17 protein-coding genes and 1 riboswitch are annotated in these 22,958 nt (G+C 59.9%); of the genes, 11 read left to right on the forward strand and 6 right to left on the reverse strand.

All coding sequences use genetic code 11. The features are described from left to right. The first annotated feature begins 65 nt into the window (after positions 1 to 65). From HU739_RS10825 to HU739_RS10840, 4 genes are read left to right on the forward strand one after another with little or no spacing between them, the layout of a single operon-like run. On the forward strand, positions 66 to 1,043 hold the full coding sequence (locus HU739_RS10825) for a Bug family tripartite tricarboxylate transporter substrate binding protein (protein ID WP_186548899.1): 978 nt from the start codon (positions 66 to 68) through the stop codon (positions 1,041 to 1,043). A 56-nt stretch (positions 1,044 to 1,099) separates the two neighbouring features. Further along, on the forward strand, positions 1,100 to 1,558 hold the full coding sequence (locus HU739_RS10830) for a tripartite tricarboxylate transporter TctB family protein (RefSeq protein WP_186548901.1): 459 nt from the start codon (positions 1,100 to 1,102) through the stop codon (positions 1,556 to 1,558). A 1-nt stretch (position 1,559) separates the two neighbouring features. Beyond that, complete coding sequence (locus HU739_RS10835) at positions 1,560 to 3,074, forward strand: tripartite tricarboxylate transporter permease (RefSeq protein ID WP_186548904.1); 1,515 nt, start codon at positions 1,560 to 1,562, stop codon at positions 3,072 to 3,074. Further along, positions 3,067 to 4,101 carry an AbrB family transcriptional regulator gene (locus HU739_RS10840; protein ID WP_186548906.1) on the forward strand — a complete coding sequence of 345 codons (1,035 nt, stop codon included), beginning with the start codon at positions 3,067 to 3,069 and terminating at the stop codon, positions 4,099 to 4,101. The genes HU739_RS10835 and HU739_RS10840 overlap by 8 nt, the downstream gene beginning before the upstream one ends. Before the next feature lie 90 nt (positions 4,102 to 4,191). Here the strand turns inward: HU739_RS10840 and ung are convergent, their stop codons facing one another. Continuing rightward, positions 4,192 to 4,884 (reverse strand): uracil-DNA glycosylase, encoded by a 693-nt coding sequence (gene ung / locus HU739_RS10845; protein WP_186548908.1) that lies wholly within the window; start codon positions 4,882 to 4,884, stop codon positions 4,192 to 4,194. A gap of 132 nt (positions 4,885 to 5,016) precedes the next feature. Here ung and HU739_RS10850 point away from each other — a divergent pair, with 132 nt between their 5' ends. Further along, the gene (locus HU739_RS10850) at positions 5,017 to 6,129 is read left to right on the forward strand and encodes an enoyl-CoA hydratase/isomerase family protein (RefSeq protein ID WP_186548910.1); all 1,113 of its coding nucleotides are present in this window, start codon (positions 5,017 to 5,019) and stop codon (positions 6,127 to 6,129) included. Positions 6,130 to 6,193: 64 nt separating this feature from the next. Here the strand turns inward: HU739_RS10850 and HU739_RS26895 are convergent, their stop codons facing one another. From HU739_RS26895 to HU739_RS10870, 5 genes are all read right to left on the reverse strand, one after another. Then, positions 6,194 to 7,693, reverse strand: a complete 1,500-nt coding sequence (locus tag HU739_RS26895) for a calcium-binding protein (RefSeq protein WP_264082148.1) — start codon at positions 7,691 to 7,693, stop codon at positions 6,194 to 6,196. Positions 7,694 to 7,758: 65 nt separating this feature from the next. Further along, positions 7,759 to 11,724: a calcium-binding protein gene (locus tag HU739_RS10855; protein WP_225922825.1), complete on the reverse strand. Its 3,966-nt coding sequence runs from the start codon at positions 11,722 to 11,724 to the stop codon at positions 7,759 to 7,761. 2 nt (positions 11,725 to 11,726) lie between these two features. Continuing rightward, on the reverse strand, positions 11,727 to 12,581 hold the full coding sequence (locus tag HU739_RS10860) for a hypothetical protein (RefSeq protein ID WP_186548912.1): 855 nt from the start codon (positions 12,579 to 12,581) through the stop codon (positions 11,727 to 11,729). Between the two features lies 1 nt (position 12,582). After that, entirely contained in the window at positions 12,583 to 13,827 is a 1,245-nt protein-coding gene (locus HU739_RS10865; RefSeq protein ID WP_186548914.1) for a glycosyltransferase family 4 protein, read from the reverse strand. Between the two features lie 194 nt (positions 13,828 to 14,021). Beyond that, positions 14,022 to 14,426: a hypothetical protein gene (locus HU739_RS10870; protein WP_186548917.1), complete on the reverse strand. Its 405-nt coding sequence runs from the start codon at positions 14,424 to 14,426 to the stop codon at positions 14,022 to 14,024. 350 nt (positions 14,427 to 14,776) lie between these two features. Then, a riboswitch (guanidine-I (ykkC/yxkD leader) is annotated at positions 14,777 to 14,877 on the forward strand. Between the two features lie 63 nt (positions 14,878 to 14,940). Between HU739_RS10870 and HU739_RS10875 the strand changes: the two genes are divergently transcribed. The 6 genes from HU739_RS10875 to uca all read left to right on the forward strand — a co-directional run bounded on the left by HU739_RS10875 (position 14,941) and on the right by uca (position 22,938). After that, a complete protein-coding gene (locus HU739_RS10875) occupies positions 14,941 to 16,008 on the forward strand; it encodes a putative urea ABC transporter substrate-binding protein (RefSeq protein WP_186548919.1) in 1,068 nt (355 codons plus the stop codon). 18 nt (positions 16,009 to 16,026) lie between these two features. Continuing rightward, positions 16,027 to 16,842, forward strand: coding sequence for an ABC transporter permease (locus tag HU739_RS10880; protein WP_186548921.1), 816 nt, complete (start codon positions 16,027 to 16,029; stop codon positions 16,840 to 16,842). Beyond that, complete coding sequence (locus tag HU739_RS10885; protein ID WP_186548923.1) at positions 16,839 to 17,627, forward strand: ABC transporter ATP-binding protein; 789 nt, start codon at positions 16,839 to 16,841, stop codon at positions 17,625 to 17,627. Before HU739_RS10880 ends, HU739_RS10885 begins: the two co-directional genes overlap by 4 nt. A gap of 25 nt (positions 17,628 to 17,652) precedes the next feature. Then, entirely contained in the window at positions 17,653 to 18,378 is a 726-nt protein-coding gene (locus HU739_RS10890) for an urea amidolyase associated protein UAAP1 (RefSeq protein WP_186548925.1), read from the forward strand. 11 nt (positions 18,379 to 18,389) lie between these two features. Then, a complete protein-coding gene (locus tag HU739_RS10895) occupies positions 18,390 to 19,031 on the forward strand; it encodes an urea amidolyase associated protein UAAP2 (protein WP_186548927.1) in 642 nt (213 codons plus the stop codon). A 274-nt stretch (positions 19,032 to 19,305) separates the two neighbouring features. Next, positions 19,306 to 22,938, forward strand: coding sequence for an urea carboxylase (uca, locus tag HU739_RS10900; RefSeq protein ID WP_186548929.1), 3,633 nt, complete (start codon positions 19,306 to 19,308; stop codon positions 22,936 to 22,938). The last annotated feature ends 20 nt before the right edge of the window (positions 22,939 to 22,958 follow it).

The following is a 22,958-nucleotide window of genomic DNA, read 5'->3' on the forward strand; positions in this document are numbered from 1 at the left end:
TGAGCCAAGCGTTGCCCTTTGGTAATTCTGCACGTCCATAACAACAACTCCCCAAGGAGACTCAGATGAACTTATCACTGCGTAAAGTTGCTCTCGCCGCTGGCGCGATGCTATTCGCCGGCCAACTCATGGCCGAACCGAAACGCCCGGAATGTATCGCGCCGGCCTCCCCGGGCGGCGGTTTCGACCTGACCTGCAAACTGGTGCAGAGCGCACTGGTCAATCAGAAATTGCTGACCAAACCGATGCGCGTGACCTACATGCCCGGCGGCGTCGGCGCGGTGGCCTACAACGCCGTGGTCGCGCAGCGCCCGGCCGACGCCGGCACGCTGGTCGCTTGGTCGAGCGGTTCGCTGTTGAACCTGGCTCAGGGCAAGTTCGGCCGTTTCGATGAAACCAACGTGCGCTGGCTCGCGGCCGTCGGCACCAGCTATGGCGCCATCGCCGTTAAAAGCGATTCGCCCTACAAGACCCTCGACGATCTCGTTCAGGCCCTGAAGAAAGATCCAGGCTCGGTAGTCATCGGTTCCGGCGGCACCGTCGGCAGCCAGGACTGGATGCAGACTGCACTGATCGCCAAGGCCGCCGGGATCAATCCGCGCGAGCTGCGTTACGTGGCGCTCGAAGGCGGCGGTGAAATCGCCACCGCCCTGCTCGGCGGTCACATCCAGGTCGGCAGTACCGATATCTCCGACTCCATGCCACACATCCAGAGCGGTGATATGCGTCTGCTGGCGGTGTTCGCCGACAAGCGTCTCGACGAGCCGGAAATGAAGGACATCCCGACCGCTCGCGAACAGGGCTACGACATCGTCTGGCCGGTGGTGCGCGGTTTCTATCTCGGGCCAAAAGTCAGCGACGAAGACTACGCCTGGTGGAAAGACGCGTTCGACAAACTGTTGGCCTCCGACGAGTTCGCCACCCTGCGCGATCAGCGTGAACTGTTCCCGTTCGCCATGACCGGGCCGGAACTGGACACCTATGTGAAGAAGCAAGTCGCGGACTACAAAGTGCTGGCCAAAGAGTTCGGCCTGATCCAGTGATCGTCTCTGTCTAGCGGCTGCGTCCCCGGTTCCGGGGACGCAGCACAGGAGTTCCCATGCTTATTCAACGTATTTTCGCCTCGGTGCTGTTGCTGGTGTGTGCCGGCCTGGCTCTGATGGCGTGGCCGTACCAGGCGGCTTTTTCCTACGAACCGGTCGGCCCTCGCGCCTTCCCGCTGTTGATGCTCGGCCTGATGGGCGCGGCCCTGTTGTACATGGTGTTCCGCCCGGCGCCGATCAAACACAGCGACGACGAGCCGCCGCTGGATCGTGAAACCCTGACCAAGATCGCGATCTGTGTCGCGTTGTTGCTGGTGTTTGCCGGCACCTTCGAACCCCTTGGCTTCATCGTCGCCAGCATCATTACCGGTGTGCCGATGGCCCGTCTGTACGGCGGCCGCTGGCTACCGAGTGTAGTGATCATCAGCCTGATGGCGATTGGTCTCTATCTGCTGTTCGATCGCTTGATGGATGTTCCGCTGCCCCTCGGCCTGCTCAGCGTCCTGGAGAACTGATATGGATACCCTTGGCTATTTGGGTCAGGGCTTCGGCGTTGCGCTGAGCCCGTACAACCTGGTCACCGCACTGTGCGGCACCCTGATCGGCACCGTCGTCGGCCTGCTGCCGGGCCTCGGCCCGATCAACGGCGTGGCATTGCTGATTCCCATCGCGTTTGCCCTCGGTCTGCCACCCGAGTCGGCGCTGATCCTGCTCGCGGCGGTCTACCTGGGCTGTGAATATGGCGGGCGCATCAGCTCGATCCTGCTGAACATTCCGGGTGAAGCATCCACCGTAATGACCACCCTCGACGGCTACCCGATGGCCCGCAAAGGCCTGGCCGGTGTCGCGCTGTCCCTGTCGGCGTGGAGTTCGTTCATCGGTGCGTTTATCGCCACTTGCGGCATGGTGCTGTTTGCGCCGCTGCTGGCGAAATGGGCGATCGCCTTCGGACCTGCGGAATACTTCGTGTTGATGGTGTTTGCGATTGTCTGTCTCGGCGGCATGGCCGGCGATCGACCGTTGAAAACCTTTATCGCGGCGCTGATCGGTCTGTTCCTTTCTACCGTCGGCATCGATGCCAACAGCGGTGTGTACCGTTTCACCGGCGACAACATCCACCTGACCGACGGCATCCAGTTCGTCGTGCTGGTGCTGGGCCTGTTCTCGATCAGCGAAATCCTCCTGTTGCTGGAAAAAACCCACCACGGCCAGGAAGCGGTGAAAGCCACCGGCCGCATGATGTTCAACTTCAAGGAAGCGGCATCGGTCTTCGTGGTCAACGTCCGTTGCGGCGTGCTCGGTTTCATCATGGGCGTATTGCCGGGTGCCGGCGCAACGCTCGCCAGTGCCGTGGCCTACATGACCGAGAAGCGCATCGCCGGCGCCAGCGGTAAATTCGGTGAAGGTGACCCCCGTGGGCTCGCCGCGCCGGAAACCGCTATCGGCGGCGCAGCGTGCGGTGCACTGGTGCCGATGCTGACCCTGGGCGTTCCTGGTTCGGGCACCACCGCGGTGATGATTGGCGCGCTGTCGCTGTACAACATCACCCCGGGTCCACTGCTGTTTCAACAGCAACCGGACATTGTCTGGGGCCTGATCGCTTCGTTGTTCATCGCCAACGTCATGCTGGTGATCCTCAACATTCCAATGATCCGCGTGTTCACCCGCATCCTCGCCGTGCCGAACTGGGCACTGGTGCCGGTCATCGCGATCATCACCGGGATCGGCGTTTATGCGGTTCACGCCACCACCTTCGACCTGTTCCTGATGATCGGTATCGGCATCTTCGGTTACATCCTGCGCAAGCTGGACTTCCCGCTGTCGCCGCTGCTGCTGGGCTTCATCCTCGGCGGCCTGATGGAACAGAATCTGCGTCGCGCCCTGTCGATTTCCAATGGCGCTCTGGAGATTCTCTGGTCGAGTCCGATCACCTTCGGTTGCTGGATACTGACGGCGATCATGCTGTTGATGCCGATAATTCGTATCTGGCGCAAACGCTCGGCTGCGCGTCGCGTCATCGCGGATGTCTGATCGCCTCTCCCTGAAAGCCTGGTGGGGCACCCCGCTGGTCGGTCTGCTGGGCGGCTACATCGCCAGCCAGATCGGCTGGCCGCTACCGTGGATGGTCGGCTCGTTGCTGGCGATCATCCTGGTGCGCTGCCTGACGCCCTGGCAACTTGCCGAAATCCCAGGCGGCCGCAAGTGCGGCCAGTGGATCGTCGGTATCGGCATTGGCCTGCATTTCACCCCGCAAGTGATGGAGCAGGTGCTCAGTCATTTCGGTTTGATTTTCTTCGGTGCGTTGGTCACCAGCCTGTCGGCGGTGGTCGGCGTGTGGCTGATGCGGCGCACCGGCGAGGATCGCGCCACGGCGTTTTTTTCGAGCATGCCCGGTGGTTCCGGGGAGATGGTCAACCTCGGCGCGCGCAACGGCGCTCTGCTTAGCCATGTGGCGGCGGGACAAAGTTTGCGCGTGCTGGTGGTGGTTTTGTGCGTGCCGGCGGCCTTCAAGTATCTGCTCGGCGACGGCACGCCGATGTCCCATGCCGGCAGCGTGGATTGGCGCTGGCTGGCGCTTCTGTTTCCTGCGGGCGCCCTGCTCGCCTGGCTCTGGCAACGTCTGCGCCAACCCAACCCGTGGCTGTTCGGGCCGCTGCTGGTAAGTGCGGCGGTGAGCATCGGCTGGGATCTGCACATCGGCTTGCCCGACGGCGGTAGCCAGATCGGCCAATGGCTGATCGGCAGCGGCCTGGGTTGTCACTTCAACCGGCAGTTCTTCCGGCGCGCGCCGTCCTTTATGGGACGGACGCTGATCGGTACGGCGCTGACCATGCTGATCGCCACACTGGCGGCATTGGGCTTGAGTGCCCTGACCCATCTGGATTTGCGTTCGCTGACGCTGGGCATGATGCCCGGCGGGATTGCCGAGATGAGCCTGACGGCGGAAACCCTGCAATTGTCGGTGCCACTGGTGACGGCGATGCAGGTGATGCGGCTGTTGTTTGTGCTGTTTCTGGCGGAGCCGTTGTTCAAGTATTGGAACCGCAATCCAGAGTAGGTCTGAAGACCGAGTTGCCCCCTATCGCGAGCAGGCTCACTCCTACATTGGAATGTATTCCCTGTAGGAGCGAGCCTGCTCGCGATGCCTTTAAATCGGCGGAAGGCGCCACTCGATCGGCGTTTCGCCATTCTGTTCGAGAAACTTGTTGGTGCGGCTGAAATGTCCGCAGCCCAAAAATCCGCGATACGCCGACAACGGCGACGGATGCACCGAGGTCAGCACCAGGTGTTTGGTCGCGTCGATCAGCTTCTGCTTGCTCTGTGCATGGGCGCCCCAGAGCATGAACACCAGGTGCGGCTGCTTTTCGCTGACCACTTCGATGATCCGGTCGGTGAAGTGCTGCCAGCCCTTGTCCTTGTGCGCATTGGCATTGGCGCGCTCGACGGTCATGGTGGTGTTGAGCATCAACACGCCCTGATCAGCCCAGCTCTGCAAATAGCCGTGATTGGCAATGTCGATGTTCAGGTCGCGCTTCAACTCTTTATAGATGTTGACCAGCGACGGCGGCGCCGGCACGCCCGGTTGCACCGAAAAGCACAGACCATGGGCCTGGCCCGGGCCGTGATACGGATCCTGGCCGAGGATCACCACTTTCACTTTATCCAGTGGCGTCGAATTCAGCGCATTGAAAATCATCGGTCCCGGCGGATAGATTTCCTTGCCGGCCGCCCGCTCCTGCTGCAGAAAGTTGCGCAACTCTGCCATATAGGGCTGGTCGAACTCAGCACGCAGTGCCTCCTTCCAGCTTGGTTCGAGTTTGATACGGTCGTCAGCAGTCATGGTCATACCCGGCAAAAACAATGGGGCGAACCCTAGGAAAGCCGACCACGCTTGTCAATTGATCTGACGCAGATCAGGCACTTTCCCACGCAGCGATCATACTGATCGTTCAAATTTCCGAGCGAGGTCACGATGAATCTGCACTTCGAAGAACTCACCGGCACCGATGGCGCCCGCCTCGGCATCGCCACCCTCGATGCTGAAAAGTCGCTGAATGCGCTGTCATTGCCGATGATCAATGCCTTGAGCGACAGGCTGCAAGCCTGGGCCAACGACCCGCAAATCGTCTGCGTACTACTGCGCGGCAACGGTGCCAAGGCGTTCTGCGCCGGTGGCGAAGTGCGTAGCCTGGTTGAAGCCTGCCGTGCGCACCCCGGTGAAGTACCGCCGCTGGCTGCGCAGTTTTTCAGCGCCGAATATCGTCTGGATTACAGCCTGCACACCTACCCCAAACCGCTGATCTGCTGGGGTCACGGCTATGTACTGGGCGGCGGCATGGGCTTGCTGCAAGGCGCGAGCACACGGATTGTCACGCCGAGCAGTCGTCTGGCGATGCCGGAAATCAGCATTGGCCTGTACCCGGATGTCGGCGCCAGTTGGTTTCTCGCCCGGCTGCCGGGCAAGCTTGGCCTGTTTCTCGGTCTGACCGGCGCGCACATCAATGGCCGAGACGCGCTGGACCTGGATCTGGCCGACCGTTTCCTGCTCGACGAGCAACAACCGCAACTGATCGAAGGCCTGCTGCAACTCAATTGGCAGGAACAGACCGCAATGCAGCTCAACAGTCTGCTCAAGGCCCTGCAGCAGGAAGCGCTCGCACAAATGCCCGAAGCGCAGTGGTTGCCGCGCCGTCAGCAGATCGACGAACTGCTCGACGTCAGCGATGTAGCCTGCGCCTGGAAAGCCATCAGTCTGCACCGCGACAGCAACGATCCGCTGATCGCCCGCGCGGCGAAAACCATGGCCGAGGGCTCACCGCTGACCGCGCATCTGGTCTGGGAACAAATCATCCGCGCCCGACACATGTCGCTGGCCGAAGTATTCCAGATGGAATACACCCTGAGCCTCAATTGCTGCCGTCACCCGGAATTCAGCGAAGGTGTGCGCGCGCGGTTGATCGACAAGGACCAGAAACCGCACTGGCATTGGCCGGATATCAATAACGTGCCGGAGGCGGTGGTCGAGGCGCATTTTCACAAGGTCTGGGAGGGGCGACATCCGTTAGCGGATCTGACCCAGTATTGAGGTGACGCGAGGCCCGCGATGGCGACTGGATTTCCATCGCGGGCCGGCTCAATCGGTCGTCTTGTCAGACATTCAGTTCGTAGAACTCAATGATTTCTTTCATTGCCCGCTGCGCTTCATCGTCGCCCTTTATCAAAATGTCTTCGACATCTCTCAGTGGCGGAAGCGGGTGCAGACGTTCAGCAATTTGCGTTGCGCTGTAGTCCTGAGTCCCTGTTCCTTCGCTGACTCTTATGAAGCCAATAGCGCTTTCACCTGCGGCAAAGTGCCTGGAAACCCGGATTTTCGGCGCCATGCCGTAATCCACCACAATCACCAGATCTTCGCGCTCACGATGAAACTTCAGGTTGTCGATCGTCAGCCTGCGTTCGGAAAAATCGATTCCATCCAGGCCGCCTCCATTGTTGATGATCACGTCTCTGCCGAGGCCATCGTATCGGTAGATATCATTCCCAGCGCCGCCGGCCAGCGTGTCATTGCCCGGCCCACCCAGCAGCAGATCATCACCGGGGCTGCCTGTGAGCACGTCATCCCCGTGCATGCCTCGGATCTCCCCCGCGCCGCTTATCGTGTCATTGCCTCGACCACCGACTAACGGCAGCGCCCGTCCGTTTCGCAGAGACGAGAAACGCGTTGAATTGTTAACGGTTACCCCCGTATGAAAAGTCTCGGGCGCAGGTCCCAGCTGAGTTGATTGCAACAGTTGCTTCAAACTTACGACCGCCCCATCGGCGAACTTCAAGAGCTCAATCCCGGCCCCCTCAAGTTCACCGTTGAGGGGCAAGACGATGCGGACTTTCTGTGTCCCGCCCCATTGGATATCGAGTGTCGGATGAAGCATTTTCGCTCTCGGCGGGTTGCGGTAAGCCCCGCGACCCGGGTTGGGTTCCAGCTCGACATGGGTGGTCTCTATCAGCGCAGCACCCCAGCTCAATTGCACTGCATCGCGCTGCGCATCTGCAGGAAGAACGACCGTGTCCTGATCGATCATTCCGTACTCGTCTTTCCACTCCGCTGCGCCAACTTCTGCGCGGTGGAAAACAGGGTTCGGCACATCCGCAATCGTGGTGGTCGCTGCGGCGTGCGCTTGCACGATGTAGGTGTCAGCGCCGTCTTCGCCGTAAAGCCAGTCATCCCCTGCCCCGCTGACCAGATAGTCGGCGCCCTCGGAGCCCAGCAAGGTATCGTCACCTGCACCAGCGGATAAAAACGCGCCCGGTGTTCTGTCGCCGACAGTGCCGTAGTCAAGTGGGGAGCCTGCATAAGCGACGATCAGATCGTCTCCCGCGCCGCCGTGGAAAACGTTTTCCACTTCGACGTTGATTCGCCCGCCGGCATCGTTGCCATGGACGATTTTGCCTTTGATCGTCGTGCTTTCGACCTCCCAGCGGAATTCCTTGTGCACCGTTCCGGCCGAACCGAAGCTTGCCGCCGGATAGACGTACCAGCCTTCAAGCGCGCCGGATTCCTTTCGGTCTTCCACCAATACATCGCCCGTATTGAATGAAAACCCGTTGGCCGAGCCGGATCGATAATAGCGAGGCGCCTGAGCTGAGGAAGGCATTGCTCCCTCGGCTTTCACCGGTTTATGTTCGACGCGGGTTGTGGTTTTCGACTGCCTTTCACTGACTACGGCTTGCCCGCATCAGCCTTCATCCATGGCGGCGTTTCAGACAGTGTTCCTGCTTCGACGCTGCCATCGATCAGCTCGGTGTGAGTGGTGTAACCGGTGTCGGTGGTAGTGATATGGCTGCGAACCCAGACGCCTTGCTCATTCAAGGTAAAACCTGTGGCGTGTCTGCGGGCGGAGCGCTTTGACTTGATTTGCGCGAGGAACTCATCGGTCCAGTCAACGGCTTGAGCAGATGCCACTGGGCCTTGCGTCGCAGCGATTACATCGTCTGGCTTAACCGGATCCGCAACTTTGCTTTCAGTGGTTGCTGGGGCGGTAACACGTTCTGGTACGGGTGTCTCGGCCATCTCTATCGGTGGCAGTGTTTCGCGCAGGACATCTGCGTAATCAAGTACCACGCCGTCGCCGAAACTGAATGTGGAATCCTTCCACCGCTCGTGATTCTTGATGAGTATCGCGTCGCCCGTGCCATTGGCCAGTCGCAACACCGTGCCGACGGTAACTTCGATAACGTCGGCCTTCAGGCTTTGCGCGGAAAACCCTGCACCGAATCTAATGATGTTGCGGCCGCCGGCATCGGTGACGATATCCAGGCCGTCGCCAGCGCCGAAATAGTAGATGTCAGCGCCATCCATGCCATCCAGTACGTCAGCACCGGGTCCGCCATCAAACACGTTGTCGCCACAATCGCCGCGCAGGTAGTCCGTCCCTTCCCCGCCCAGCAAGGTGTCGTTGCCGACGCCACCGAGCAACGTGTCGTTACCTGAGCCACCGTTCAGATAATCGGCATTCTGCTCGGCCTCAGCGCTGTTTTCGTAATCGCCGGCCAACATGTCGTCACCCGCGCCACCGTACAGGGTGTCCGCACCGAAGCCACCCTGTAACGTATCGTTTCCTTCACCGCCCTGAAGTACGTCATTATTAATTCCGCCCGGCTCCAGGTCAGACACATCGCCATCGAGAAAATCAGCCCCTGCGCCCCCCGCCAGCGTATCCGCGCCGCCCATGCCGCGCAGGGTGTCATCCCCCGCGCCGCCATCAAGAAAGTCGTTGCCGTGATAAACAACAGAATGGTCAGGGCTATCGCCAGTCAGATCGTCATTGCCTTCGCCGCCGAAGAGCAAATCATCGCCACCGCCGCCCCCGAGCCGGTCGTCGCCGGCACCACCGTCCAACAGATCATCGCCGAAAAAGTGCGCGGCATTACCGTCGACGCCGTCCTCTACGTCGTCATCGCCCTGCAAAGTGTCGTTGCCAAGGCCGCCATACAGCGCGTCGCTGCCACCGTTGCCGGCGAGCCAGTCATCACCGCTACCGCCGTCAAGCACATCGTTACCATGGTGTCTGCTGGGCAGGCCACCGCCCCAATCGAGGTTGTCACCGAGCATCGTGTCGTTGCCGCTGCCACCGACCAGTGTGTCGTGACCTTGCTGGCCTTCGAGCAAATCGTCGTCAGCTCCGCCGTCAAGCACGTCCTCACCCCAGCCGCCGTCGATAAAGTCCTTGCCACCCTGCCCGTACAGCACGTCGTCACCGCCCTCGGGCGCACTGTTTATCGAGGCCTTTGAATAGACCGTTCGGTGACTGATCACACCGCCAGCTATGGTGACGTCCGCGCGCTTGACCGCCCAACCTTGTTCCAGCGCACCGGTGGTTTCGTCTCCGGATAACACATCGTCGCCAGCACCACCGATCAAGGTATCCCGGTCATTGCCACCGAGCAGAACATCTCGGGATGCCGTACCGATAAGCAAATCGTCACCTTGCCCGCCGTCGAGCCAGTCTCCGCGATTCGCCTTGCCTTTGGCGTCACCGTCGGCCATAGCTTTTTCGAGCGTCGTCTGCTTGTCGCCGAATAACCGATCGTCTCCAGCCTTGCCGAACAATCGATCAGAACCGCCCAGGCCGAGAATGATGTCGTCTGCGGCGGAACCGTAAAGTACGTCGGCCTTGTTGCGCTGTTTGACCTTGGGCAGCAGCACCACGTTGCCCAGCTCATCAAAGGAGGGCTGATCGCCAGGGACGGTGGGATCAGCGTCTTTTGCTTTCCAGTCGCCCTGAAGCGTCAGATCCGCAGCAGTGAGCGGCTGCCCCTCATATTCAGGGAGGCGGATGCCAAGCATACCGGGCTGAAAGTTCTTGATGACCACCAGATCGCTTTGGCCGTATTTGATGTTGAGGGTGTGTTCAACAAGCGTCAGGGTGATGGACTGATCCTCGGTAGACCAGATATTGCTCAGCGGCGCGCGGCGTTTGAGTGCGGGAATCGGTGCGCCGTTGATCCACAGCTGCCCATTGGCATTGGCATCAAGAATCTCGTCGAGGCCATCGCCGCTGGAGAATTCATAACGGTCGTTGCCTTCGCCCCCGACCAAATAATCGTTACCCTTTCCTCCGATCAGAACATCGTCACCGGCCATCCCGTACAACTCATCATTGCCGTCACCTCCGGTAAGCGAGTCATTACCGCGACCACCTTCAATAACATCGTGACCGGCCATCCCATCGATCGAGTCATTGCCCACGCCGCCATACAGATGATCGGCATTTGTGCCACCGGCGAAAGATCGCCCACCGTCGTCACCGAACAGGGCCAGCGGGTTCAACACACCGGTGGTCATCGGCGCCTGTTTGCCCGAGGCGAGATCGGAGTAGGAAAACTTCTGCAGCGAGTGTTCTCCAAACGAGCCCTGGGTTCGGGCAATCAACCGCGCCAGCATTTGCGCTCGATCCGCCAGCCACTGCGCGGTGATAAAACCTTCGCCAGTGTGCGGATCGTAAAGCTCGAGGTTGCGGTCGGGATAACCGTCGGTTCGTTCTATGACGACTTCACTGAGTTGCTGCAAAGAGTTGCGCAACGCCAGACCGAGCGGCGTCGCCTCGCCTGCCAGTTTTGCCCAGGAATTCACGTTGCCGTATTCGCCTATTGCTCTGGTGATGATGCTTTGCGACTGCTCTGGGGAAAATGCCGAGAAGAATGCGTAGGCGTTGCTGGCGAAGGTTTCGTTGGTGGTGGGTACAGCGGCAGAATCGCCGTCGTAGGTGCGCTTGAACATGTCGAGAAATTCGTTCTGGCCATGGCGCAATATCATGTCGACCACGGCGGCAACGGACGTGCCTTTCACTACATGCTGAATCAGCGGATTCACACTGCCACTGGCGAGTGCGATATTGATTTGCTCCGGCACCACTGAAAGTAGACTTTGCAATGGATTGACGCCGAAATTGCTGATCGCCGCTCGCAGGCCGACGCTGTAGGAATCGATGGCGAAGAGAACGTTTTTATAGTCGTCGAGCCTGTTGGCTTTTGCGTGAATCGGCGGGCCGTCATCGTTCACCTCCGGTTCACCAGCAGAGACCAGTCTCCAGGTTTCATAGGGTGGCGTTCCACCCAACAGGCTGAAACCGACGGTCCCGGACCAGCCGGCGTTTCGTTTCACGGCCGTATCGTCCACCCCGCAAGCCCCCCTGAACAGTGCTTCACCAATCGCGCTAGCGTCGATTTCTGCGATCTGGCTGATTGACGGAACGGTCCAGGGTGCCAGTTGACCGGCAAGGGATCCGTTGATCAGGGTATTGATGAAATTAACGGCGACCTGGTTGGATGAAAGCTGCATCAGATCTTCACTGAAACTTTTATTCAGTCTCAGTTCGCCTTGGCGCGAGGTGTAGCCGCGAATCAGGGCGGAGTAGGCACCGCTGCCACCGTTGGCATCGATGGCCACGGCGAGCCAGAGCCTGGCGTTTTTCAGAACTTTTCCAGCCTCTTTATCGGCAGCGAAAACCTCAGAAACTTTTCCGCCAATAATATCGAATAGTTTTTGATATAAGGGAGCGCAGCTCGCCCCTGCTGATTTCATTGCATCGTACTGAATTTCTTTTGGGCGCAACCTCATTCCTTTGCAAATATTGGCTGCGTTGAAAATCTCTGATTTTTCCATATCGCTAAAAACATAACTCATTGTTACTTCCTTGTAATAACAGAGCGTGAAAGATAATCACTGAGATACTTGAGCATCTCAGGTGCTTCGCGTAATGACGACAGACCGAGGCTTACACTACCGTGCCCCCCAGCGAAGTCGAAGTTATCCAGGTTGATAGTGCAGAAGAAATTCAGCTTGCCAAAATCCAGATCTTCCAATTCAGCCCTGCTGAACTTTGCCAGTTTCTCGTCAGTCAGTTTTTCCTCGGAAGCCGGGCGAATCAAACCATCACAGTATATTAACCGAGGAGTGCCATCACGCCGCGGCCAGCCAGTAATGACAAACGTTCTAACCGAATCTTCATTCTTGAAATGCGGCGGAGGCGCGTCCAGCCAAACCTCAAGCCCCGGATAATTCTTTAGCTTCACAATCAACTCATCCGGCCAGTTGACGTGTCGATAACCCCGTTCATGGGGTTCAGTGGTGTCCTTTCTGGTGAAAAGCCCGGCATTCAATTTATAAAGCCGCCAACTTTCGGGGATCGACTCTGCGCGCTGATCCTGATATCGGTGCAGTCCCGTCCCGGTCCACCAGAAAAGCCCCTTGAGAGCAATTGCCAGGCATGCTTTTTTATTCACCAATTCAGGCATGCCAACATAAAACTCGGGGACCAGCGTCTTATCCACATAGGCGCCGCCCAGTATGGGCACCTGTTTCATGCTCGCCAGCTTGCTCTGACAAGCTTTCTCGGCTGCGTGGTGAATAACCGCCGACTCGGCAGATTGTTCTTTGCGAATATAAAAATCCGCAACGCAATAACAGGCATACACAAACAGGCCATACTTCAATAACCTTTTAAACCACTTGATCGCTTGCTTACGCGACGTCTTGGACATTTCAAACCTCCCTATCAAACTCGGGAACGGTTTTTTTATCGCCATGCGCGGACATCGCGCTTTCAAAAATCTCAAAGTATTGGCTCACGCCAGATTTCACACTAAATCGAGCTGCCGCCAACTTCGCAGCGCAGCCAAGAAAGTCGTAATTACCAGAAGACTTCAAAACCTTGCATACACTATTGGCAATTCCGTGATGGTCAAAAAAATCCACCAACACGCCATTAACCCCATCAACGATCACTTCCTTTACCGGTGCCGTATCCGACGCTACTACCACGCAACCCGATGCCATCGCCTCCAATAACGACCATGACAAAACAAACGGATACGTCAGATAAACATGGACTTTCGAACACTGCAGAACCGCTCGGTAAGTCTGGTAAGGAAGCTTCCCTGTGAAATGCACTCTGGAGTGATCAAAACTCACCTCTGCCTCCATCCTGCTGCGCCAATTTGCAAATCCAAGAGGCCTCCCCCCATAACTGACGTCATCACCGCCAACCACGATGATCTGCGCATCGGGGCACTCGGCCTGAATAAGCGGGATCGCCCGCATGAAACTGTGAAAGCCGCGATAAGGCTCAAGGTTTCTGGCGACATAAGTCACGATCGGTTGTCCGGCTCGCAGCTCGACGCCATTGGGCAATGTGACTGTTAAAACTTTGTCCAGATCAGCGCTTTGAATGACGCCCTCGTGAATGACCCGAATCGCCGACCGGTAAGCAGCCGGGAAAAGGCTGCGCTGCCATTGCGTAGGCGCGATGGCGATATCACATTGATCAAGATTCAAAAGATGCAGCGAATTGAGCACTCGCAGCCTTGACGACTCTCTTGTGGCGCGCGGAAATTCAGGATCAAAGCCGGAATCGGCACCCTGCGCTCGATAGTAATACTCGCAATAGTGAACAAGCGGCGTATCGGGGTAGACGTCCTTGGCGAACAACGTTTCGCCCCATCCGGGATGAGCAAGAATCACGTCGGGCTGATAACCCGACTGCTTCAGCCTGCTCAGAATTTCAAGGACCTTCTGCCCGTCAATCACCGCTTGTTCGTAGCGGATCAGATACGGGTGAATATTGCCGGGCGCTCGGCTGGTCGCTCGATATCGATGGGTTTTCACCCCGACGAGGCCCGGCGCTGTGTCCCGGCCTATCGCCACAACCTCATCACGTCGGGCCATCGCTGCCAGCACCACATGACGGAACTGACCCGGAAAATTTTGATGGATAACCAGAAGCTTCATAGCGCTAACGTCCATTTATCGCCGCTATCGAGCTGAGGATTTCTCGCCTCGTCCGGCATCGACAAACGCTAACAAATGCCACCAAATGAAACTGTAGGACGCTTCCGGGAATCCTTGGGAGAAGGCAAATGGGACGACTTTTCGACAGGCAAAAAAAAGCGGCGCTTTAAGCGCCGCTTGTCCATTGCGGTGATTTACCAGCGGTTGCCACGGCCGTTGTGGTCACGACGATTGCTGTGGCGGTCGTAATTGCCGCGACCCCGATGGTCGTTGTCCCAGCCACCGCGACGGTGGCCTTCCCAGCGCCCGCGATCATTGCCGTGCCAGCGACGACTTTCGTAATAACGCGGGGCCGGTTGATAGTGACGTGGCGCCTGGTAATAACGCGGTTGCTGGTAATACCGCGGCGCCGGTTGGTAGTAGCGCGGCTGGGTGTAATAGGTGCCGCCGCTGCGGTAATAAGAGCCGCCACCGCTGTAGTACCCCGGTGCGGGTGATGTGTAGACCTCTGACCTGTAATAGCTGTCTCCATAGGAATAAGGGACGCATCCGCCAAGGGAAAAAAGCATCACGGCAAGCAGTAGGATTCGGCGATACATGGCGGCCTCCTGGACCGCGGGTTGGCCACACCAGCGACGCTGGCAGGCGACAATCATCAATTGGGTGACTGTCGAAGAATCAGACAGCGATTTCGGAATCTGGTGCGTTCCTGCAACAAGTTGAAACAAGTGATTATGAAATCTTGTTAATCCGCAAATGACCGATCAATTGAACCCCGGACACGCTGCATGACGGTGCAATCGCGCACCACCACGATGCGCCATTGGTCGCCCCGCGCGCCTCGGCAATCCAGCAGATCCCCGCCCCAGAGGCCTCTGCCGGACTTGGCACGTCTCTCGCCTTAGCAAACCCGTGCAGGAGTCATCACAGGTTCGCGGCACCACAATTTGCAATGGCTGACTAGGGTTCCGGCTCGCAATCGCGAGTGGCTGGTCCGAGAGTTGGCGACCTCCAGTTGAGGTTACACGGCGGGACAAAAGCCCGGGAGACAAGCCACCGTTCGCGGTGCCGCGTTGCCTTCCTGTCCGCCCTCGATCAACTGGAGAATCCGCCATGACCCGACTACGTTTGCCCGCCCTGCTCGCCGCCGCCTTCGCCGCGCTCATCAGCACCCAGTCTTTTGCCGCACAGAAAGACCACTTTAGCGTCTGCTGGACGATCTACGCCGGTTGGATGCCGTGGGAATACGCCAGCAGCCAAGGCATCGTCGACAAATGGGCGAAGAAGTACGGGATCAAGATCGACGTCGTGCAGCTCAACGATTACGTCGAATCGATCAACCAGTACACCGCCGGCCAGTTCGACGGCTGCACCATGACCAACATGGACGCGCTGACCATTCCTGCGGCCGGTGGCGTCGACAGCACTGCGCTGATCGTCAGCGACTTCTCCAACGGCAACGACGGCATCGTGATCAAGGGCGAAGGCAAGAAAGTCGCCGATCTCAAGGGCATGGACGTCAATCTGGTCGAGCTGTCCGTCTCGCATTATCTGTTGGCCCGTGCGCTGGATTCGGTAGACCTGACCGAGAAAGACCTGAAAGTGGTCAACACCTCCGACGCCGACATTGCCGCCGCTTTCAACACCGACGAAGTCAACGCCGTGACCACCTGGAACCCGATGCTCTCGGATATCAAGGCCAAACCCGGCGTCACCGAAGTGTTCAATTCCAGCCAGATCCCCGGCGAGATCATGGACATCATGGTGGTCAACAGCGCCACCCTCAAAGACAACCCGGCACTGGGCAAAGCCCTGACCGGTGCGTGGTTCGAAGTGGTCGCTCTGATGAACGCGAAGAACGCCGCGAGCAAAGCCGCGCTGGAACACATGGCCAAGGCCTCGGGCACCGATCTGGCCGGATTCCAGGCGCAACTGGACACCACCAGGTTGTTCGCCACACCGAGCGAAGCGCTGAGTTTCGCCACCAGCAAGCAACTGCCGGACACCCTGCGCAAGGTCGCCGAGTTCTCCTTCGAACACGGCTTGCTTGGCGAAGGCGCGAAAGATTCCAGCGCGGTCGGCATGAGCTTCGCCAACGGCGTGACCAGCGGCGACACCGCCAACATCAAGCTGCGTTTCGATCCGACCTACGTGCAGATGGCCGCCGACGCCAAGCTGTAAGCCACGGAGGATTTGGCCATGCGCCTGATCAATCGCCACCCCGATCGCCCGAGTCGCCTGTTGCTGGTGATCCTGCCGTTCGCGCTTGTGCTGTTCGCCTACTTCACAGGCTCGGCCGAACGCCTGGCAGACAACCCCAACGACAAACTGCTGCCCAGCGCCGTGCAGATGAGCGACGCGGTGAAACGCCTGGCTTTCAACGCCGACAGCCGCACCGGTGAATACCTGCTGTGGCAAGACACCGCGTCGAGTCTGCGGCGCTTGGCCATCGGCCTCGGCATCGCCGCACTGGCCGGGCTGTGCCTGGGCATCGCCGCCGGTACTTTGCCGCTGTTCGGCGCGCCGTTGTCGCCGCTGCTGACGGTGCTGTCGATGGTGCCGCCGCTGGCGATCCTGCCGATTCTGTTCATCGTCTTCGGGCTGGGCGAGTTGTCGAAAGTCATGCTGATTGTCATCGGCATCACTCCGGCGCTGGCTCGCGATCTGGAACAGCGTGCCCGCGACATCCCGGCCGAATTGCTGATCAAGGCGCAGACGCTCGGCGCCTCGACCTGGACGCTGATGCTGCGCGTGGTCCTGCCGCAATTGTTGCCGCGCTTGCTGATCTCGCTGCGCTTGATGCTCGGCTCGGCGTGGCTGTTCCTGATTGCCGCCGAAGCCATTGCCTCGACCGATGGCCTCGGCTACCGGATTTTTCTGGTGCGCCGTTACCTGGCGATGGACGTGATTTTGCCGTACGTGGTGTGGATCACCCTGCTCGCCTGGCTGATGGACTGGGGCTTGAAACAGCTGACCCGCCGGGCCTTCCCTTGGTACGAGGGGGCCGCAAAATGAGCTTCATCACGGTGAAAAACGTCTGGCAGCAATACGCCGATCAAGTGGTGCTCGAAGGCTTGAACCTGAGCGTCAACGAGGGTGAGTTCTGCACCCTGGTCGGTGCGTCCGGATGCGGTAAATCGACCTTCCTGCGCCTGCTGCTCGGCCAGGAAACTGCCAGTCGCGGCGAGATCCTGCTCGACGGCCAACCCTTGGCCAGCGAACCCGATGCCAGTCGTGGCGTGGTGTTCCAGCGCTATTCGGTGTTCCCGCATTTGAGCGTGCTCGACAACGTCGCCCTAGGCCTCGAATTACCGCGCGCACCATTGCTGGGTCGGCTGTTCGGTGGCGCCAAACGCGAGGCCCGCGAGCAGGCAGCGGCGCTGCTGGACAAAGTCGGCCTCGGCCACGCCCTGGACAAATACCCGGCGCAACTGTCCGGCGGTATGCAGCAACGCTTGGCGATTGCCCAGGCGCTGATCATGAAACCGCGCGTGTTGCTGCTTGACGAGCCGTTTGGCGCACTCGATCCGGGCATCCGCAAAGACATGCATGCACTGCTGCTGGAGTTGTGGCGCGAGACCCGGCTGACGGTGTTCATGGTCACTCACGACTTGTCCGAGGGCTTCAATCTCGGCACACGCCTGCTGGTGTTCGACAAGGTTCGCCTCGACCCCCACGCCCCCGGCGCCTATGGCGCATGCATCACCTACGACATCCCGTTGAACAGCGACCGCCGCGCCCGGCGCGCCGCCGTCGAGGCCCTGCCGCTGCCGCTGGCGGGCACCCTTCGCACTGCTTGAGAGGACTGCTTTGATGAACCAGCCGATGACTGATTCGACCCAACTGTTTCCGCCCTTCGCCGAAGAACTGCTGCCCGGTGGCGGCCACCGCTCGTTCGTACTGAAGCGCGGACAATTGCTGCGCCTGACCGACCTGCGCGGCGGCGCCAACGTCAGCCTGACGTTGCTCAACGCCAATGAAAAAACCGAGCGGCTGAACCTGCCCGACAGCCTCAAATGCCAACACACCGCCAAGCTCACCGCCGGCCATTGTCTGTACTCGGACATGGGCCGCGTCCTGGCCGCAATTACTGCCGACACCTGCGGCTGGAGTGACAGCCTCGGCGGCGTGCTCTGCGCTGAGGAGGTCGCCGAAAAATACGGTCAGGGTCGCTATCAGGAACTGCGCAACGGTTTCTTCCGCAACGGCGCCGACAACCTGTTGGTGGAACTCGGCAAGTGGGGCCTGGGCCTGTCCGACCTGCTGATGACCCTCAATCTGTTCAGCCGGGTCAACGTCGATGAGGCCGGCCGCTTCCACTTCGTCGAAGGCCATTCGAAGGTCGGCGACTACATCGAGTTGTACGCGCCGATGGACACGCTGGTGGTGCTCACCGCCCTGCAACATCCGATGGATCCGTCCCCTGAATACGCACCGAAACCATTGAAGCTGAGCTGGATGAACGCCGACGCCAGCGTCGCCGAACACTGCCGCACCTCGCGCCCGGAAAACGAGCGCGGCTTCATCAACACCGACCGTTTGTTCGCCTGAGGATCGCTGCCATGTCACTCGCAATCGCCACTTCGCAAAAGCAAGCCGACAGCGCGATCTACCGCGCGACCATTCCTGCCGGCGAACCCTGGCTGATGGAAGTCCAGGCCGGCCAGACCCTGCGCATCCTCGATCTTGAGGGCAATCAAGCGGTCGACACCTTGTTCTACAGCCTCGCCAATCCCAGGGAACGCTACGACGTGCAACGCACCTTGCGCCGGCAGAACAGCGTCTACCTGAGCACTGGCAGCGTGCTGTATTCCAACCTCGGCCGCCCGATGCTGACCATCGTCGCCGACACCTGCGGACGCCACGACACCCTCGGCGGAGCTTGCGCGCAAGAGAGCAACACCGTGCGCTACGCCCTGGAAAAACGCTACATGCACAGCTGCCGCGACAACTACCTGCGCGCCTGCGCCCACGACGGGCGCCTGGGCAAAAGCGACATCGGGCCGAACATCAACTTCTTCATGAACGTGCCAGTGACGGCGGATGGCGGGCTGACCTTCGAGGACGGGATTTCGGCGCCGGGCAAGTACGTCGATTTGCGCGCGGAGATGGACGTGATCGTGCTGATTTCCAACTGCCCGCAGTTGAACAATCCGTGCAATGCCTACAACCCGACACCGGCGGAGTTGCTGGTATGGAACTGAACATCAGCCGTTTGCGGCGTTGGCTTTTCGCCCTGTGCCAGGCGCGTTCCGGCCAGTGCCTGAAGAAGTGAAGCCACCACCGATCAAACTGTAGGAGTGAGCCTGCTCGCGATAGCGGTGGGTCATTCGAAACAACTGTGCCTGATGGACCGCTATCGCGAGCAGGCTCACTCCTACAAGGGGCGGTGGTGTCTGAAAGTTTTTTCATCCGGGACGGCCCGGATGTCTGTCGAAAAACAGCGGGACGGCCCGCTTGCCCTTCAGGGGTTATGCCATGTTCGAAAAAATTCTCATCGCCAACCGTGGCGCGATTGCCTGTCGCATCCTGCGCACGATTGACGTGCTGAAAGCCAAAGGCGTCGCCGTGTATGCCGAAGCCGACGCTGCCAGCCTGCACATCTCCCAAGCCGCTGAAGCGCACAGTCTCGGCGAAGGCGCGGCGTCCACGACCTATCTGGCGGTCGACAAAATTCTCGCGATTGCCAAACAAAGCGGCGCGACAGCCATTCATCCTGGCTACGGATTCTTGTCGGAAAACGCAGCCTTCGCCGAAGCCTGCGAAGCCCGGGGCATAGCCTTCATCGGCCCGACGCCTGCGCAACTGCGGGTGTTCGGTCTCAAGCACACTGCCCGCGCGCTGGCCAAACAGCACGGCGTACCGATGCTCGAAGGCAGCGACCTGCTCGACAGCCTCGACGCCGCACTGACCGCCGCCGAACACGTCGGCTACCCGGTGATGCTGAAAAGCACGGCTGGCGGCGGTGGCATTGGCATGCGTGTGTGCCGCAGCGCCAGCGAATTGAGCGAATCGTTCGACGCAGTGAAACGCCTCGGCCAGAACAACTTCAGCGACGCCGGTGTGTTCATCGAGAAATACATCGAGCGCGCGCGGCATCTGGAAGTACAGGTGTTCGGCGACGGTCGCGGTGAAGTCATCGCCCTTGGTGTGCGCGACTGTTCGGTGCAGCGGCGCAACCAGAAAGTCCTCGAAGAAACCCCGGCGCCCAACCTGCCCGAAGGCATGGCCGATGAGCTGTGCGCTGCGGCGATCAAACTGGCCAAAGCCGTCAGTTACCGCAGCGCCGGCACCGTCGAATTCGTCTTCGACAGCGAGGCGCAGCGTTTCTATTTTCTTGAAGTGAATACGCGGTTGCAGGTTGAACACGGCGTCACCGAACAGGTGTGGGGCGTGGATCTGGTGCGCTGGATGATCGAACTGGCCGCCGATGATCTGCCGCCGTTGCACGAGCTGTATCAAGGGCTGGATCCGCAGGGTCATGCCATTCAGGCCCGTCTGTACGCGGAAGACCCGGGGCGCGATTTTCAGCCGAGTCCGGGCCTGCTGACCGCTGTTCAATTCCCGCCGGCCAACGGCGTGGAATTGCGCATCGATACCTGGGTCGAGGCCGGCGTCGAGATCCCGCCGTATTTCGATCCGATGATTGCCAAGGTCATCACTTGGTCGCCGAGCCGTGAACAGGCGCGCGCCGAACTGCATCAAGCGCTGGGCGGCAGTCTGCTGTATGGCGTGGAAACCAATCGTGATTACCTACGCCAGATTTTGCTCGACGCTCCGTTCGCCAGTGGTGAGCCGTGGACCCGTTGCCTGGAAAAGCTTGTCTACCGCGCCAACACTTTCGAGGTGCTCAGTGCCGGCACGCAGACCACGGTGCAGGATTATCCCGGGCGCCTCGGTTACTGGGCCGTTGGCGTGCCACCTTCGGGTCCGATGGACAGTCGTGCGCTGCGCCTGGGCAACCGCCTGCTCGGCAACGAAGAAGGCGCAGCCGCGCTGGAAATCACCATGAACGGGCCGTTGCTGCGCTTCAATTGCGATGCCGTGGTCGCCGTGACCGGCGCGCCGATCGCCTTGGCGCTTGAGGGTGAAAACGTACCGATGAACACCGCGCTGCTGATCCCGGCAGGCGCGACGTTGCATTTGGGCAGCCTCGACGGTGCCGGGGCGCGCAGTTATCTGTGCCTGCGCGGCGGCTTGCAGGTCCCGGATTATCTGGGCAGCAAAAGCACCTTCACCCTCGGCCAGTTTGGCGGTCACGGCGGACGGGCGTTACGCGCCGGCGACGTGTTGCATGTGCCGGCATTGACCGACCGCAGCGCCGGCCAACCGCTCGCCGAACACCACATCACCGCGTTGCCCGACGTGCGGCAGATGCGGGTGATCTACGGGCCGCACGGCGCGCCGGAATATTTCACGGAAAACTACATCGCCACCTTCTTCGCCACGCAATGGGAGGTGCACTTCAATTCCAGCCGCACCGGCGTGCGCCTGATCGGACCGAAGCCGGAATGGGTGCGTGCCGACGGTGGCGAAGCGGGGCTGCATCCGTCGAACATTCATGACAATCCGTATGCGATGGGTGCGGTGGATTTCACCGGGGACATGCCGGTGATTCTTGGCCCGGATGGCCCGAGTCTGGGCGGGTTTGTCTGCCCGGTGACGGTGATTGAGGCCGATCTGTGGCAGTTGGGACAGCTCAAGGCCGGCGATAAAATTCAGTTCCTTCCCGTCGATCTCAAAACCGCGCGCAACCTCGCCCTGAAATGGGATCAATGTAGGAGTGAGCCTGCTCGCGATGAAGTTCACGCGGTGTCTGATCTGGCCTCTTCGCGAGCAGGCTCACTCCTACAGGGGATCGTGTCGCCTGTGGTTCTTGAGTTGGGTCATGGGGATCGGCGGCTTGTCGGGCGGGTTTCTGGCGACACGCATCTGCTGCTGGAAATCGGCGCGCCCGAACTCGATCTGGTCCTGCGCTTCCGTGCCCACGCGTTGATGCAAGCGCTGGATAGCAAAACCCTGCACGGTGTGATCGACCTCACCCCGGGCATTCGTTCGCTGCAAGTGCACTACCAACCCGAGCAACTGCCGCTGGCCGATCTGCTCGGCATCATCGCCGGCGAATGGGACGCCGTGTGCGCCGCCAAGGAGCTGCAAGTGCCGTCGCGCATCGTGCATTTGCCGCTGTCCTGGGATGACCCGGCCTGCCAATTGGCCATCGAAAAATACATGACCACCGTGCGCAAGGACGCGCCATGGTGCCCGAGCAATCTGGAGTTCATCAGGCGCATCAACGACCTGCCGAATCTCGACGAAGTGCAGCGCACGGTGTTCGATGCGAGCTATCTGGTGATGGGCCTTGGCGACGTTTACCTCGGCGCGCCGGTGGCCACACCGCTGGATCCGCGCCATCGTCTGGTGACGACCAAGTACAACCCGGCGCGGACCTGGACCGCCGAGAATTCGGTGGGCATCGGCGGTGCGTATATGTGCGTGTACGGCATGGAAGGTCCGGGCGGTTATCAGTTCGTCGGGCGCACGTTGCAAATGTGGAATCGCTACCGCGAGGTGGCCGCGTTCGATGGCAAACCATGGCTGCTGCGCTTCTTCGATCAGATTCGGTTCTACCCGGTCAGTGCCGAGGAATTACTGCGTATTCGCCGCGACTTCCCGCTCGGTCGCTTCGACCTGAACATCGAGTACAGCCAGCTCAACCTCGCCGACTATCAGGCCTTTCTAAGCCAGGAGGCCGAGGGCATCAGCGCCTTTCGCGCGCAGCAACAGGGCGCCTTCAACGCCGAGCGCGAACGCTGGATCGCTAGCGGCCAGGCGCACTTCGACAGCGAAGAAGTTGTGCCACAAGCAAGCGAAGACGCGCCACTGGCCAGCGATCAGCACAGCGTCGACAGCCACATCGCCGGCAATCTCTGGCAGGTCGAGGTCAAGGCCGGTCAGCGTGTCGCGGCGGGCGATGTGCTGGTGATTCTCGAGTCGATGAAGATGGAAATCCCGCTGCTCGCACCGCTGGCCGGCGTGGTGCGCGAGATTCGCGTGCAACCCGGTTCAGCAGTTCGCGCCGGGCAACGGGTCGTGGTGCTGGAACTTGACTGAAGCCATTTGGATAAGGATCA

This window comes from Pseudomonas hamedanensis, from assembly GCF_014268595.2.
Taxonomy (GTDB): domain Bacteria; phylum Pseudomonadota; class Gammaproteobacteria; order Pseudomonadales; family Pseudomonadaceae; genus Aquipseudomonas; species Aquipseudomonas hamedanensis.